The sequence below is a fragment of the Parasphingorhabdus pacifica genome, assembly GCF_054779195.1.
The window spans coordinates 22,962-38,085 of record NZ_BAAGYS010000006.1 but is presented as its reverse complement, the minus strand read 5'-3'; the positions used below and the strand labels follow the sequence as shown (position 1 = coordinate 38,085).

The 15,124-nt window shown below is 67.5% G+C and carries 15 protein-coding genes and 1 pseudogene; 10 read left to right on the top strand and 6 right to left on the bottom strand.

The window, feature by feature from the left end; genetic code table 11:
- Positions 1–2: 2 nt before the first annotated feature.
- The 4 genes from ACYVAN_RS06270 to ACYVAN_RS06255 all read left to right on the top strand — a co-directional run bounded on the left by ACYVAN_RS06270 (position 3) and on the right by ACYVAN_RS06255 (position 3,235).
- Positions 3–626, top strand: coding sequence for a DUF4178 domain-containing protein (locus ACYVAN_RS06270; protein ID WP_460956620.1), 624 nt, complete (start codon positions 3–5; stop codon positions 624–626).
- Between the two features lie 21 nt (positions 627–647).
- Entirely contained in the window at positions 648–1,085 is a 438-nt protein-coding gene (locus tag ACYVAN_RS06265) for a DUF4247 domain-containing protein (RefSeq protein ID WP_460956619.1), read from the top strand.
- Positions 1,086–1,151: 66 nt separating this feature from the next.
- A complete protein-coding gene (locus tag ACYVAN_RS06260; RefSeq protein WP_460956617.1) occupies positions 1,152–1,577 on the top strand; it encodes a DUF350 domain-containing protein in 426 nt (141 codons plus the stop codon).
- Positions 1,578–1,636: 59 nt separating this feature from the next.
- The gene (locus ACYVAN_RS06255) at positions 1,637–3,235 is read left to right on the top strand and encodes a polyamine aminopropyltransferase (RefSeq protein WP_460956615.1); all 1,599 of its coding nucleotides are present in this window, start codon (positions 1,637–1,639) and stop codon (positions 3,233–3,235) included.
- Between the two features lie 18 nt (positions 3,236–3,253).
- Here ACYVAN_RS06255 and ACYVAN_RS06250 read toward each other — a convergent pair whose 3' ends face one another.
- A complete protein-coding gene (locus tag ACYVAN_RS06250) occupies positions 3,254–4,276 on the bottom strand; it encodes a LacI family DNA-binding transcriptional regulator (RefSeq protein WP_460956612.1) in 1,023 nt (340 codons plus the stop codon).
- A 268-nt stretch (positions 4,277–4,544) separates the two neighbouring features.
- Here ACYVAN_RS06250 and ACYVAN_RS06245 point away from each other — a divergent pair, with 268 nt between their 5' ends.
- From ACYVAN_RS06245 to ACYVAN_RS06230, 4 genes and pseudogenes are all read left to right on the top strand, one after another.
- Positions 4,545–5,639, top strand: coding sequence for an ABC transporter ATP-binding protein (locus ACYVAN_RS06245; protein WP_460956610.1), 1,095 nt, complete (start codon positions 4,545–4,547; stop codon positions 5,637–5,639).
- A 180-nt stretch (positions 5,640–5,819) separates the two neighbouring features.
- The gene (locus ACYVAN_RS06240; protein WP_460956608.1) at positions 5,820–6,902 is read left to right on the top strand and encodes a metal ABC transporter solute-binding protein, Zn/Mn family; all 1,083 of its coding nucleotides are present in this window, start codon (positions 5,820–5,822) and stop codon (positions 6,900–6,902) included.
- 115 nt (positions 6,903–7,017) lie between these two features.
- Positions 7,018–7,755, top strand: a pseudogene (locus tag ACYVAN_RS06235) (metal ABC transporter ATP-binding protein); the annotation flags it as partial.
- A complete protein-coding gene (locus ACYVAN_RS06230) occupies positions 7,752–8,615 on the top strand; it encodes a metal ABC transporter permease (RefSeq protein WP_460956606.1) in 864 nt (287 codons plus the stop codon). The pseudogene ACYVAN_RS06235 and the gene ACYVAN_RS06230, both read left to right, overlap by 4 nt.
- Before the next feature lie 34 nt (positions 8,616–8,649).
- Here ACYVAN_RS06230 and ACYVAN_RS06225 read toward each other — a convergent pair whose 3' ends face one another.
- The 3 genes from ACYVAN_RS06225 to ACYVAN_RS06215 form a co-directional block, all read right to left on the bottom strand.
- Positions 8,650–9,930, bottom strand: coding sequence for an alginate O-acetyltransferase AlgX-related protein (locus ACYVAN_RS06225; protein ID WP_460956604.1), 1,281 nt, complete (start codon positions 9,928–9,930; stop codon positions 8,650–8,652).
- A gap of 136 nt (positions 9,931–10,066) precedes the next feature.
- Positions 10,067–10,465: a hypothetical protein gene (locus ACYVAN_RS06220; RefSeq protein ID WP_460956603.1), complete on the bottom strand. Its 399-nt coding sequence runs from the start codon at positions 10,463–10,465 to the stop codon at positions 10,067–10,069.
- A gap of 301 nt (positions 10,466–10,766) precedes the next feature.
- Complete coding sequence (locus tag ACYVAN_RS06215) at positions 10,767–11,606, bottom strand: class I SAM-dependent methyltransferase (protein WP_460956601.1); 840 nt, start codon at positions 11,604–11,606, stop codon at positions 10,767–10,769.
- Positions 11,607–11,840: 234 nt separating this feature from the next.
- On the opposite strand from ACYVAN_RS06215, the gene ACYVAN_RS06210 reads away from it, so the two are divergent.
- Both ACYVAN_RS06210 and ACYVAN_RS06205 read left to right on the top strand, forming a co-directional pair.
- A complete protein-coding gene (locus ACYVAN_RS06210) occupies positions 11,841–12,809 on the top strand; it encodes a zinc-binding dehydrogenase (RefSeq protein WP_460956600.1) in 969 nt (322 codons plus the stop codon).
- Positions 12,810–12,837: 28 nt separating this feature from the next.
- On the top strand, positions 12,838–13,257 hold the full coding sequence (locus ACYVAN_RS06205; protein ID WP_460956598.1) for a hypothetical protein: 420 nt from the start codon (positions 12,838–12,840) through the stop codon (positions 13,255–13,257).
- A gap of 191 nt (positions 13,258–13,448) precedes the next feature.
- Here ACYVAN_RS06205 and ACYVAN_RS06200 read toward each other — a convergent pair whose 3' ends face one another.
- Both ACYVAN_RS06200 and ACYVAN_RS06195 read right to left on the bottom strand, forming a co-directional pair.
- Positions 13,449–13,571, bottom strand: coding sequence for a methionine/alanine import family NSS transporter small subunit (locus ACYVAN_RS06200; RefSeq protein WP_460956597.1), 123 nt, complete (start codon positions 13,569–13,571; stop codon positions 13,449–13,451).
- Positions 13,571–15,097: a sodium-dependent transporter gene (locus ACYVAN_RS06195; RefSeq protein ID WP_460956595.1), complete on the bottom strand. Its 1,527-nt coding sequence runs from the start codon at positions 15,095–15,097 to the stop codon at positions 13,571–13,573. The genes ACYVAN_RS06200 and ACYVAN_RS06195 overlap by 1 nt, the downstream gene beginning before the upstream one ends.
- Positions 15,098–15,124 lie beyond the last annotated feature (27 nt).

Here is a 15,124-nt window from a genome sequence, read left to right as displayed (position 1 = left end):
GCATGAACTGGATCGTCGGCGCGACGCTCGTCGTCCTGGTGGTGGTCATCCTCGCGGTCCTGGGCGCGGCCATCGCGATGTGGCTCCGCACCAGGAAGCAGAAGCAACCCGCCGGTGACGCGGGCGGCCCCACCGACCCGTTCCACACCGGCGACGTGGACTCGCTCCGCGGTGATCCGCGCGAGCTGACCGCCGGGGACATCGTCGAGGTACGGGGTCTGTCCTACACGGTGCGCGGCACCGTCCGACTCTCCGAAGGCGGCTGGACCTGGTCCGAGCACCTACTCGACGACGCCAAGGGCGAACAGGCCTGGTTGAGCGTCGAGGAGGATCCCGACCTGATCCTGTCACTGTGGACACCGGTCGAGGCCGACGAGCTGTCCCCGGGGCCGAAGGAGGTCGAGTACGACGGCCGCACCTACCGCTCGGACGAATCCGGGTCGGCGGATTACCGCAGCGAAGCCACCACCGGACTGTCCGAACAGGGCACCGTCCGCTACCACGACTACGAGGGCGCGGACGGGGCCATGCTCGGCTTCGAAGCCTACGGCGACGCCGGCTGGGAGGTCAGCACCGGTGAAACGCTCAGCCGCTACGACGTGCGCATCTATCCGGCATCGGCCTGACGAGGACAGCGGAAAGACTCGATGAAACCCAAGTTCATGTTCCTCATCGCCGGCATCGCGGGCGTGCTGGCGCTGATCATCGCCATCGTCGCGATCTCGTCGTTCGACTCCGGCCCGCGTGGCTACGTGGCCGACCGGTACGAGCGCGCCGCCCATCTGGACCTGCGTGGCGACAGCGACAACCGGGCCTACACGAGCCCGCGGCCACCGCAGGTCGTGGAGCGGGAGATCACCGCGAAGTTCCGGCCCCGGTCGCAGTTCACCGAGGCCGCCAGCATCTATTTGCGGTACGAGGACGACGCCGTGGTGATCAAGCCGCGGTCGGCGGGCTCGGTGATCCACGTGCTCGATGACGACGAGGCATACCGCCGGTACGGCACCATCATCGGGGGCCGCTGGGGCCCGATCGGTGGTTACGGCGAGACCTTCCGGGGCCGCGGCCCCGGCTTCGGAAAGTAACGACGTTCCAGACCCGGTGCCCGGACCGTCCCGGGCACCGAACACCACACGAGAAGGGCACGAACTTTGCTCCAGGAACTGCTCACCGGCCTGCTCTCGGCGGTTGCCTTCGGTGCGATCGGCCTGCTGATGATGGCTCTCGGCTACCTGCTCGTGGACGCGGCCACACCAGGCAGCCTCCGAGACCTGATCTGGACGCGGCGCAACCCGAACGCGGCACTGCTGCTGGTCTCCGGCCTCATCGGTGTCGGAGCCATCCTCACCACCGCGATCGCCGCCAGCGCCAACGACCTGGTGGCCGGTCTGATCGGCACCGTGGCCTACGGTCTGCTCGGCCTGTTGCTGATGAGCTTGGCCTTCCTGCTCATCGACGCGGTCACCCCGGGCAAGCTCGGCGACGAACTGTCCTCGACCGACATTCACCCCGGGACCTGGGTCTCGGCGGCTTCGCACGTGGTGATCGCGGTGCTGATGGCCGCAGCCATCTGGTGATCCGGACGGCACCCGCACCGCACCCACCGGGAACACCGAGTTCTTGAGGACCATCCAGCATGTCGACCAGCACTGACACCGCCGAGACGCCGGACGTGGAAGCGGGGGATCCCGGTGAACCGCACGGGAGACTGGCGCGCGTCACGGTGCTGCTGGCCGTGTTCGTGTGCGCGGCGTGTGGCCTCGTCTACGAACTCGCGTTGGTCGCGCTCGGCAGCTACCTGGTCGGCGACACCGTGGGGCAAGCGTCGATCGTGCTGTCGCTGATGGTGTTCGCGATGGGGGTGGGCGCGCTGGCCGCCAAGCCCCTGCAGCGCTGGGCGGCAGCGGCGTTCGCGGCCGTCGAGATCCTCCTCGCGCTGCTGGGCGGGCTCAGCGTGCTCGTGCTCTACGCCGCGTTCGCCTGGCTGAGCCTGTACCTGCCCGCCTTGATCGTGACCGCGCTGGTGCTGGGTGTACTGATCGGCGCGGAGATCCCGTTGCTGATGGTTCTCCTGCAACGGATCCGCAGGCAGGACGCGGGTTCGGCGGTCGCCGACATGTTCGCCGCGGACTACGTGGGTGGGCTGGTCGGCGGACTGGCGTTCCCGTTTCTGCTGCTGCCGTTGTTCGGACAGATTCAGGGTGCGCTGCTGGTCGGGCTGATCAACGCCGCGGCGGGCTTGGGTCTGATCCTCACGGTGTTCCGCCGCGAACTGTCCAGCCGGGCCAGATACGCGCTGCTGTCGGCGACGGTCCTGGTGGGCGCCCTGCTCGGCGGCGCCTTCGTGTTCGCCGACGACTTCGAGGTCGGCGCCAGGCAGGCGCTCTACGCCGATCCCGTGGTGCACGCTCAGCGAACGCCGTACCAGGACATCGTGCTGACCGAGTCCACCGCGTTGACCGGCAACAGCGACCTCCGGATGTTCCTCAACGGCGATCTGCAGTTCAGCTCGGTGGACGAGTACCGCTATCACGAGGCGTTGGTCCACCCGGCGATGGCCGGTTCGCACTCACGAGTGCTGATCCTCGGTGGCGGGGACGGCCTCGGCCTGCGCGAGGTGCTGCGCTACCCGGACGTCGAGGAGGTCACGCTGGTCGAGATGGACCCGGCGGTACTCGACCTGGCCCGTACCGACCCGCGGATCTCGAAGCTCAACAACCATGCGTTCGACGATCCCAGGGTTCGGACGGTATCCGCGGACGCGTTCACCTGGTTGCGCGAGAACCGGGACCGCTACGACGTGGTTCTGGTGGACATGCCGGACGCGGATTCGACCTCGACTGCCAAGCTCTACTCGGAGGAGTTCTACGGACTCGTGCGGCAGAGCACCGCCGAGGACGGACGCATCGCCGTCCAGGCGGGGTCCCCGTACTTCGCGCCGAACGCGTACTGGTGCATCGAGTCGACGATTCGGTCGGCGGGCATCCGGACGACTCCGTACCACGTGTCGGTACCGAGTTTCGGCGACTGGGGTTTCCACCTGGGCACGGTGCGCGAGCCGCCGCGGCTGCGGGTGCCCGAGGACGCCCCGCCGCTCCGGTCGGTCGATGCGGCCACCTTGCGGGCGGCCGCATCGTTCCCACCTGATCGGGCTCGGATTCCCGGCTTGGAGCCCTCGACGCTGATGCATCCGACGATTCTCGATCATGCCAACGGCGAGTGGCTCAACTACTGAGCTGCTGAGCCCGGGGCCTCACGGTCCGAACCAGCGTTCCTCCACCGAACGCGGCGGCCCTGAAGTCGACCCGGTCATGAGCTGGGTTTCGAGGAAGACCTCGCGGGGGCGGCCCGGTTCCGCGGTGTTCAGCAACAACCGTCCCGCGGCCCGCCCCTTCTCCAACACCGGCTGACGAACCGTGGTCAGTCCCGCCCGCTCGGCATCGACTATGCCGTCGAAACCGGTGATCGTGATGTTCTCCGGGACGTGCAGCCCGCGGCTGCGCGCCTCGTTGAGCGCACCGAGCGCGAGAATGTCCGACGTGCACACGATCGCGGTAATGTCGGGGTCGATCTCCATCAGTTGCGCGGCGGCCGATGCGCCGGAGGCAGAGGTGTGATCGAAGCGCTCCACGACGGGCACGTTCGTCCAGTCGACTCCTGCTTCGCTGAACGCCTCGGCCAGCGCGGTCAGTCGGGCCTTCTGCACGTGGAAGCTCGCGTTGGCCTGCCGCTGCAACGACGCGGGCCCGTCGTTGCGGGCGCGGGCCAACCGCATGCAGGACACGCCGATCCGGCGGTGCCCCAACTTGATCAGGTGGTCGGCGATCAGCTTGACCGCGCCTTCGTCGTCCGGGCCGACCCAGTCGAGGGTTTCGATCCGCGGCTGGTCGCAGATCACCACCGGAACCGGCCGTTCGAGCACGGCGGCCAGGTGCGGGTCGTCGTCGGGAACGGAGTAGACCACGAAGCCGTCGACGCCGGCCCGGTGTACCGAGGCGACGTCTTCGCGTTCGGGACTGGCCGGGATCAGCTGCAGCCCCTGCCCCGCGTCTTCGCAGGCCAGCGCGAGCCCTTCGAGGAATCCGACCGCACCCGGATCGCGGAAGGCGTAGGAGAGGTTTTCGGTGAGCAGTAGCCCGACCGCCCCGGCTTTCCGGGTGCGGAGCGACCGCGCAACCGGGTCGGGGCCCGGGTATCCGAGCCTGCGTGCGGTGTCGAGGACCCGCTTGCGCAGCTCGGGCGAGAGCTGGTCGGGTCGGTTGTAAGCGTTCGACACCGTGGTCCTGGAGACCCCCAGCTCCGCTGCGAGCGAGGCTAGCGTCGCAGGCCGTCGGGCATTCGTTGACCGCGCCATGAAGGAACCGTAACGGTTCAGAAGGCGGGGGTGAAGAAGGGATGATACAGATCCCATTTCGCAACTGCCGACCGGTTACGTCCGGTTATTACCTGAACACCCTTCGAGTTCGCCTCCGATGAGGGGCTGACTCTGAACCGTTTTAGCGCTAGGTTGTGCGAACTTTGATTTCGGGTGAAAGGTAAATCACATGTCCGAGGTCGCTTACGTCAACGCAACCCGCGTCTACCAGGGCAATCCGCCCGTTCGAGCGGTCGACGAACTCGGCCTCGACGTCGCCGACGGCGAGTTCCTGGTGCTGGTGGGCCCCTCCGGATCGGGAAAGTCCACCGCCCTCCGCATGCTCGCCGGCCTGGAGGACGTCGACGAGGGCGCGATCACCATCGGCGGGGACGACGTCACCAATGCCCCGCCCAAGTCCAGGGACATCGCGATGGTGTTCCAGTCTTACGCGCTCTACCCGCACATGACGGTCGCCGAGAACATGGGGTTCGCGCTCAAGCTCCGCAAGATCCCCAAGCCGGTGATCCAGGAGAAGGTCACCGACGCGGCGAAGATGCTCGACCTGGAGAAGTACCTCGACCGCAAACCGAAGGCGCTCTCCGGCGGCCAGCGCCAGCGGGTGGCGATGGGCCGCGCGATCGTGCGCGAGCCCAGCGTGTTCCTGATGGACGAACCGCTGTCCAACCTCGACGCCAAACTTCGGGTGGAGACCCGGGCCAACATCGCCGCCCTGCAGAAGCGCCTCGGCACCACCACGATCTACGTGACCCACGACCAGATCGAGGCCATGACCATGGGCCACCGGGTCGCGGTGCTCAAGGACGGGCTACTGCAACAGGTGGCCACGCCGCGTGAACTCTACGAATCGCCCGCGAACGCGTTCGTCGCCGGGTTCATCGGCTCGCCCGCGATGAATCTCAAGACGGTGCCGCTCTCGCCGGAAGGCGCCGTCCTCGACGGCAACACGATCCCACTGCCGCGCGCCGCGCTGTCGGCTGCCGACGGCCTGGGTGAGATCACGTTCGGTGTGCGACCGGAAGCACTCCGCCTGGTGCCGACCGACGAGTCCGGCCTGACCATGACCGTCGAGCTGGTGGAGGAACTGGGCGCCGACGCGCTGGTGCACGGTTCGATCGACGTGGACGGCCGGACCGAGCGCTTCGTCGTGCGTACCGATGGGCGCACGCCGCCCGCGCTCGGGGAACGGGTTTCCGTGGAGTTTCGCGACACCGAGGAAGTGCACCTGTTCCACCCCACGAGCGGAGAGCGGCTGACGGCCTGATCCGTCGCATCCGCACGCCCCCGCCGAACGGCGGGGGCGTCTTCTTGCTCACATCGTGAGGACCCTCGTTCGGTGGATATGGGAGTACTCAGCGCGTAAAGTGCAGATGACAACGGTTCCCGTTACCGTTTCGTCGACAGTCTTTCGTGACTGCGCGCCGCCCAGAGGAGCAGCAAGAACATGACCCTCCGTAGCCTCCGGACTCGCCGAGCCACCACCACCATGGCCGGTATCGCCGCCACCGCGCTGACCCTGAGCGCCTGCGGCACGGACCAAGCAGGCCAGAACAGCAACGGCGAGAAGATCAACGTGGTCGCCTCCACCAGCGTGTGGGGCAGCGTCGCCCAAGCCGTGGGCGGCGAGTCCGTCGAGGTCGAATCGATCATCGAGGACGCCGAGTCGGACCCGCACTCCTACGAGAGCACCCCCCGGGACGCGGCGACCGTCAGCGACGCCGACCTGGTCGTGTTCAACGGCGGCGGCTACGACAGCTTCGTCGAGCAGATCATGTCCGGAAGCGGCCAGGACACACCATCCGTCGAGGCCGTCCAGGTCGGCGGGCACGAAAGCGGTGGCGGGCACGAAGGCGAAGCCGGACACGGGAGCCACGAAGGCGAAACCGGTCACCAAGGCGAAGCCGGACACGGGAGCCACGAAGGCGAAACCGGTCACCAAGGCGAAGCCGGACACGGGAGCCACGAAGGCGAAACCGGTCACCAAGGCCATGACCACTCGGTGAACGAGCACGTCTGGTACGACCTGCATGTCGTGCACGAAACCGCCGAGCGGGTCGCCGATCGCCTCGCCGAGCTCCGTCCCGCCGAGGCCCAGCGGTTCCACGACTCCGCTGCGCGCTTCAGCGAGCAGGTCGGCACCCTGGAGGGACGGGTCGAGCAGATCGCTGCCGAGCACCGGGACGCACCGGTGATCGTCACCGAGCCGATCGCCCACTACCTCATCGAGCAGGCGGGCCTGCGCGATGTCACGCCGCAGGGATTCGTCCGCTCCGTGGAATCCGGGAACGACCCCGCGGCCGCCGACGTCGCCCGGATCCAGGACGCGGTGAAGTCGGGCGAGGCGTCGGTGGTGGTCTACAACCCGCAAACCGAATCCCCGGTCACCGAGCAGGTCCGCGAGACCGCGAAGCAGAACGGGATCCCGGTGGTCGAGATGACCGAGACGGTGCCGCCGGAGACCGACTACACGCGGTGGATGGATGCGCAGATCACCGCACTGGAGAACGCGTTGAACAGGAAGCCCTGAACAAGTGAGACCCGCCCTCGACACCTCCCCCACCACCGAGCACGGCAGCCCGGCCGTGCGACTCCGGGACGCCCGCCTCTCCTACGGGGCGCGCACCCTGTGGGACGGCCTCGACCTCGACATCCGTCCGGGTGAATTTCTCGCCGTGCTCGGGCCGAACGGTTCGGGCAAGACGAGCCTGCTGCGCGTGCTGCTGGGCCTGCAACAGCTGACCAACGGCACGGTGGACATCGCCGGTGGTCCCGCGCAGGCGGGCAACGGCAAGATCGGCTACGTCCCGCAGCAGCGTTCGCTCGAGGCGACCCTGACCGTGCGGGGCCGCGACCTGGTCGGGCTCGGCCTGGACGGGCACCGCTGGGGTATGGGCATCCGGGCGCGTCGGACCCGCACGCAGCGCGTACGGGACGCGCTGCGTGCGGTGGACGCCACCGCGTACGCCGACATGCCGCTGGGGCTGCTCTCCGGCGGCGAGCAGCAACGGCTCCGCGTGGCCCAAGCGCTCGTGAGCAACCCGGACGTGCTGCTGTGCGATGAGCCGCTGCTGTCCCTGGACATCTCCTACCAGCGCAAGGTCAGCCAGCTGATCGCCGGCCAGGCACGCGACTCCGATGCGGCGGTCCTGTTCGTGACCCACGAGATCAATCCAGTGCTGCCGCTCGTCGACCGGGTGCTCTACCTCGTCAACGGGCAGTTCCGCATCGGCACCCCCGAGGAGGTCATGAACTCGGCGACGCTGTCGGAGCTGTACGGCACCGACATCGAGGTCGCACGGGTCGGCGGCCGTCTCGTCGTCGCCGGCACCGACGAGGTCGATCAGCACCACCATGTGGACGAAGCGGAGCAGCAAGCGTGAACACCCTGGCCGACGCGTTCAGCAAAATGTTCGACTTCGAAACCACGATCGACCTGCTCAGCTACCCGTTCGTGCAGCAGGCGCTGATCGCGGCGGCCGCGCTCGGACTCGTGTCCGGGGTGCTGGCGCCGCTGATCGTCATGCGCAAGATGTCCTTCGCCGTGCACGGAACCGCCGAGCTGGCCTTCACCGGCGCGGCCGCCGCACTGCTGTTCGGGTTGAGCGTCGGGGTCGGCGCGCTGGGAGGCGCGGTGGTCGCCGCGCTGCTGCTGGGACTGCTCGGCCAACGCGGCGGAGAGCGGGACTCGGTGATCGGCGCGATCCTGTCGTTCGGACTGGGGCTCGGGGTGCTGCTGCTGTGGATGAACCCGGAGCGCACCGCGAACAAGTTCAGCCTGCTCGTCGGGCAGATCGTCGGTGTCGACTCGGCAGACGTCGCGTTGCTGACCGGCGCGGCCGCGGTCGTGCTGGTCGTTCTCGCGTTCGTCTACCGACCGCTGCTGTTCGCCAGCATCGATCCGGACGTGGCGGCGGCGCGGGGAGTTCCGACCCGGTTCCTGACCCCGTTGTTCGCCGTGCTCGTCGGCATCGCCACCGCCCTGGGCGTACACACGGTCGGCGCGTTGCTGGTGCTGGCGTTGATGGTCACGCCCGGCGCGGCTGCCGCGCGGATCACGGCCAGCCCGGTGAAGGCCACGCTGCTGGCGGTGGTGTTCGCGGAAGCCGCCGTACTCGGCGGGATCCTGCTCTCGCTGGCACCGGGCGCTCCGGTGAGCGCCTTCGTCACGACGATCTCCTTCGTGATCTACCTGTTGTGCCGCTGGGTCGGCTCCGTCCGCCTCCGCAGCCGCACCGCGTAGGCAGGTGAGTCGGCTTCGACGAGTCGACGCGTCCTCATTCGACCGGGTGGGCTGCCAGGACCTCTCCCACCCGGTCGATCACGGCCGGGTCGAGGAGGTCGTAGCGCCCGCCGGCCACGAACCGTTCGGACAGTTCGAAGACCACCGACTCACCTTCGGCGAGCAGCTCGCCCATGCGTTCCGGCTGCTCGGAAACCGTGTCGGGGTGCACAACGGCGATGTCGCTGAACGCGGCCGCCAGGTACGGGCTGGCGAACTGGCTGAACGAATCCCCCACCATCCGGACCGGCTCATCGACCGTGCCCTCCTTCGGCGAGGACTCGAAGCGCAGCGGTTCGGCGAAGTCGCTCGGCCGGAACCGGGTGTTGTCGGCACCGCCGTCCGGTGCCAGTGAATACGCCTGGATCTGGACGGTCCGGTCCTGCCCGAGCAGGTCGGGGATGTCGGCGCTGTGTTCGTAGCGGCGGCTCGGCCGCAGCTCCCAGGTGCCGGTCGTGCCGGATTCCAGCTGTTCGGCCAGCTGGTACACCATCGCCACCCCACCCTCGTGCGTCCAATGCGTGTCGATCTCGTGGTAGATCGGCCTGCCGTTGCGTTCGGCCAACTCCCGTAACCGAGCCCGCAGGTCAAGCGCGCCGGTATCCGGCAAGCTCTGCCAGAACCGCTCGCGGTGCCGGGTCGAACACTCCTCCCCCGCGTATTCCGCGGGCAGGTGCTCCGGGTACACGCTGGACTTGTCGGGGGCGATGACCAGCTCGAATTCCCGCCCGGACGCTTCCACCACCGACCGCCAACGGCGCAGCGACGCCATCACCCCGGACAGTTCCATCCGGGGGACGCACTGGTAGGAGACGTCGTGCCCCAGGTACAACCAGCCGTTCTCGCCCTCGATGACGTCCGGGAACATGCTCTCGCGCAACGGCGTGTCGTTCGCGTCGTCATCGCCGCCGACCGGTGCGGACGGTTCGCCGCCGCCCTGCCGCTGCGCCGGTTCGCCGAAAACGCCACGGCTGAACGCGTCGACCGACCGCACCGCCTCCGTGCGGAACGGGAGACTGTCGGTCGCCCACGGGTGCAAGCCGGTGAAGAATCCCCACCCATCGGTGACGCCGGGAAACTCGGTCCTCGGACGGTTCTCCAGCGGTTCGGCCCGCGCCCCGAACATCCACGTCACCAGCGGCGCCGAGAAGAACAACAGCGCGCACACCAGCGCCGTCAGCTGGCGTCGGCCGTGGCGGGGCCGATGCAGCGGATGTTCCCTCGGCAACCATGCCTCGTGCACCGCGGGCAACCCCGTCGAATCAGTCCTGGACACGGTTTCACGTTAGCCGCAGCGAGTCGGCTCCCGTGCCGGAACCTCGCAAATCGCCGGAGTAGCCGGACACCCTGCTTTTCGAAAGGCAGGTGCCCCCGCTGTCGCGGAGGGCACCTGCTCGAAAACGGCCCGATTCTCAGCTGGCGCGTTCTTCCTTCCAGTCCGAGCACGACCCGTCGATGACGTACCGTTCGTCGGCATTCGAGCTGTACTCGCCGATGCACACTCGGTACCGGATCGTCCCGTTCTCGGGCATGTTCATGTTGTGGTCGATCCTGGTGTTGTTGCCCGAGTAGTTCCATGCCCGGTTGAACTGGCCGACGTCCGAGCGGGTGTATTCGGCCACCGCCGAGTGCCCGTCGGCCTTGTTGTCCCAGACGTAGAGGTGATCGCCGTTCTTGACGAACGAGGCCGATCCCGCACAGTCCGGGGTGGAGCACCGATCGCCGATGTGGTCGGCGAACGCCGCGGGGGCCATGGCCACCAGCAGAGCTCCGGCGGACGCCGCGGCGACGGCAAACCTACGAACGCGCATGAACACTCCTTGTTTCGAGCAGTTTTCTGTTGTGCCCCAGTCGGATTCAGCCAGGCCCCGTTGCACGGTGACCGAAATGGCACGTTCGTCACGCTAGTGCCGCGATCATGCCGGGCGAACCGACTGAACGGCCACACCGCATACTCCGTTCGCCGCACCACGGAGCGGCCGGATGAGCACTCCCCGGCCGGGATCCGGCCCGAGTCGGCACGCGAGTACGGTGACGGTCCACCGGCGGGCCGAGCCAGCCGTGTCCCCGGGCAGCGTGGGGACTCTCGCCGCGCCTCGGCGCGGTCGTTGGTCAGCTGCGGGTCGCCTCGATGAGCCAGGCCGCCGAGTCGTAGTACACGCCCCGCTCGGTTCGGTGATCGGCCATGCTGGCCCGGAGTTCGTCGAGCGCACGCGCCCGGGCGTCGGCGTCGAGCTCGTCGAGCATCCCGGCGAACTGGCCGGAGACGAACCGGCAGGCGTCGTCGACGTCACGGCCGAAATACATGGGCTCACTGAGGGCTTCCAGCCGCACGCCATCGAACCCGGCCGAGGTCAGCAGCGTTCGCACCCGATCGGGATCGCTCAGCGAGAACGGCCCCGGCCCGTCCTGCGGCGGCGCGGGCAATTCGCGGCCCGCCGCGAGCGCGGCGCGGAATGCCCTGATGTGCTCGTTGCGCTCGAAAGGTTGCCAGGTCAGGAGTGCGAGCCGCCCACCAGCTCGCACGGCCCGCGCGATATTCGTGAACGCGGCAGGCGGATCGCCGAAGAACATCGCGCCGTTGCGGCTGATGGCGATGTCGAAGTGCGCTTCTTGGAACGGATGGATCTGGGCGTCGGCTTGTTGGAACGTGGCGTTCGGGATGCGCTCGTTCGCCGCTGCGCGACGGGCGAGTTCGATCATGCTCGTGGACAGGTCCATCCCGAGCACCGATCCGTCGACGGCGTACCGGGCGGCGTCCCGACTCGTCTTTCCGCTGCCGCACCCGATGTCGAGCACCTTGGCGGTCGGAGTGATCGATGCCGCTTCGAGAAGGCTGCCGTGGTAGCCGGCGATCCCTTCGTCGAAGCGCTCCGCGCGCTTCGCCCAGAAGTCGCCGCCATCACCGTCCCAGGCGCGCAATTGCTCGACGTTGGACGGATCGACGCGCACCGCGACACTCCCTGGACGTTCTCCGGTTCCCGGCTTCCGGGCGCGAGCCTATCGCTTCGTTGATCTCGGCGTGCCGACGTTCTCCCACCGGGTCGCGGAGTTTCCACCAGGACGCGGCGTTCTCCCACCGGCGCACGGCGGTCGCGCACGAGATCCGCGAGTGGAGGTTGACCTCTACTTAACTTGAAGTTCTAGGTTGCGTACACGAGATCGGTCGACGTTGGGAGTGTGGTCGTGGTGCGCGCAATCCAGGTGCGGGAGTTCGGTGGACCCGAGGTGTTGGTGCCCGAGGAGGTGCCCAACCCGGTCGCGGGTCCGGGAGAGGTGGTGCTGGAACTGGCAGCCGCCGACATCATCTATCTGCACACGCTGCTGCGTTCCGGTTGGGGCGGGGACACCTTCCCGCTGCGGCTTCCGTACGTGCCCGGCGGTGGCGGTGCGGGACGCGTGTCCTCCGTCGGTGCGGACGTGGATCCCGCCTGGGTCGGGCGGCGCGTCCTGTCCAGGGCGTCCAGCGGTTACGCCGAGCAGGTCGTCGCCGACGCGGCGGACCTGGTGGAAGTGCCCGACAGCGTGGACGATCCGGCGGCCGCTGCCGTGCTGCACGACGGCGTCACCGCCCTCCAATTCGCCCGCACGGCGCGGATCGAGGAAGGTGAATGGGTGCTGGTCGCAGCCGCCGCGGGCGGAGCCGGTTCGCTGCTGGTGCAGTTGGCGCGCGATGCGGGCGCCCGAGTCGTCGCGGCGGCCCGCGGTGAGCGAAAGCTCTGGCTTGCCCGGGAGCTGGGCACCGAGATCACGGTCGACTACTCCGAAGCGGACTGGAGCCAACGGGTGCGCGAGCTGACCGGCGGCGGGGTCGACCTCGTTTTCGACGGTGCGGGCGGCGAACTCGGCAAGGCGGCATTCGAGACCGCGTCCCGGGGTGGCCGGTTCATCACCTACGGCGCAGCCAACGGCACCTTCGCCGACATCGACCCGCAGGTGGCCGAGCAACGACAGGTCAGCGTCACCAACGCGCTCGAAGCGGAACCACCGGGCCGAGCCACCGTCCGAGACCGGCTCGCGGAGGCGCTCGAACTCACGGCGCGGGGACGGATCCGGCCCATCATCAGCGCGAGCTATCCGTTGGACCGGGCCCGCGACGCGCACACGGCACTCGCGGAACGCAACACCATCGGCAAGTCCCTGCTGATCCCCTGAACCGACCGCCGTCGACCTAGGACGAAGAATGGAAAATGCACGCAGCGACTCGGAGTTTTCACAAAAAATCGCGGCCGATGAATCATTCGACCGACTGCGAGACGAACTGATCGAGGATTCAGCCAAAGACGAAAAAGAACTTGATAACGCCCCGGACCGGACATGGAAGAACTACATCTACGCCGTCTCGCGAATCGACGAATTGACAGCAAAGGTCATCATTAGAATAGCGCCGATTCCGCGAACCGTGCAAGACTTTCTTTCGAGCCCTGATCAGCGGATAGCCGTGCTGTACCCACTGATTCTGCCGGACGGGTCTCCGCGTCACCTGGAGGTTCCGACCATGGAGTTCTTCGAGTTGTTCCACGCCGGTGGGGTGAATTCCGATTCGGTCCTCGTGATCGACGAGGAAGGAAACCTGCTGGTGGACGGCAGTGAAGAATTCTGAGGACGAGGTCGCGACCTTCTGCCTGCTGATCGCTCAGAACTGAGACCGAACGCTGCCGCTGGAAGCGGACGGTCGGACTCAGCTTGGGCTCTGACTCTGGCGCCGCAGACCTCATCGCCGGAAGCAGCGGCCTCCCACTGGCCCGGCCGTGATCACGACCACCTGCGGCGATGAACAACACAGTGGTGCAACTAATCGGCCGCGTCGTCCTCGCGCGGCTCGGGGTGGCGACGCAGATGTATGGCCGAGGCGAGCAACCCACCCCACAACAGCACGATCGCGATGATCATCATGATGATGGCAGCTGGCGACATTACTGCGTCACTCCTGTTCCGGCGTCCTCATCCGTGGCAGCTTCGGCACCGCGCCGCCACGGCGTCAGCGCGAACACGATGCCGAGGACGATCGTGCCGATCGCCACCCCCCAGCCCGAACTGATCAGGAACGATGTCGGGTAGTCCTCGTAATTGCTGGCCAGTTCGGCGCGCAGGCTGTCCCACATCATCCAGCCCAGCACGATCGGCGTGACCACGCCGAGCAGCACCTGCCACCACACCCCGAGACGGACGATGGAGGTTTCGTTGGCGTGCGCTTGCAGCATGGGCAGCTTCCGCAGCAGCCACGCGACCGTGATCAGTGCGACCAGAGCGGCAAGCGCGACACCGTAGGCGTTGATGAAGTGATCCATCGTATCCAGCAGGTACAGCCCTTCCGCGGTCGGGAACAGCAGCAGCGAGACCAGCGCGGTCACTCCACCCACGGTGAGGACGGCGGGCAACCTACGCATCCCGGTCTTGTCCTGCACGGCGGAGATGACGACCTGAACGATGCTGATCAGCGACGACAGTCCGGCGAGTACGAGCGAAAGGAAGAACAGCACGCCGAAGAGGCTGCCGCCGGGCATGCTGGAGATGATCGTCGGGAAGGCGACGAAAGCCAGGCCGATCCCGTCGGTGGCGACCTCGCCGACCGGAACTCCCGTAGCGGCGGCCATGAACCCGACCGTCGCGAACACGCCGATACCCGACAGCAACTCGAAGGAGCTGTTGGCGAAGCCGGCGACCAAACCGGTTCCGGTCAGATCGGCCCGCCTCGGCAGGTACGAGGAGTAGGTGATCATGATCCCGAAGCCGATCGACAGCGAGAAGAAGATCTGGCCGTACGCCGCGACCCAGACGCTGCCGTCGGTGATGGCCGACCAGTCCGGTGTGAACAGCGCGTTCAGGCCGACCGCGGCACCGGGCAGGAACAGTGCTCGCACCACCATGATCAGGAACAGCACGACGAGCAGCGGGATGAATACCTTGTTCGCCCGCTCGATGCCCTTGCGGACTCCGAACGCGAGCACGCCGAGAGTGATGACCCATACGGCGATCAGCGGCCACACCACGTTGTCGACATACCCCGACACCATGCCCGGTTCCGCTGCTCGGCCCAGGAAGTCGTTGAACAGGAACGAATCGGGCTCCTGTCCCCACTGGGTGCCGAAGGAGAACCCGACGTAGCGCACCGCCCACGCGATGATGACCGCGTAGTAGGTCGCGATGACGAAGCTGATCAGTACCTGCCACCAACCGAGCGCTTCGGCAGGGCGGGCAAGCTTGCGAAAGGCCAGCGGCGGTGAGCTGCGGAACCGGTGCCCGATGCTGTACATCATGATCAGCATCGGGATACCCGCGGTCAGCAGCGCGACGAGGTACGGGATGAGGAAGGCGCCGCCACCGTTGTCGTAGGCCACATACGGGAACCGCCAGATGTTACCGAGACCGATCGCCGAGCCGACCGCAGCGAGGAGAAAACCCAAGCGGCTACCCCACTGCTCGCGCCCCTGATCCGTCATGCGCGCTGCTCCTTGCCAGACCAATTC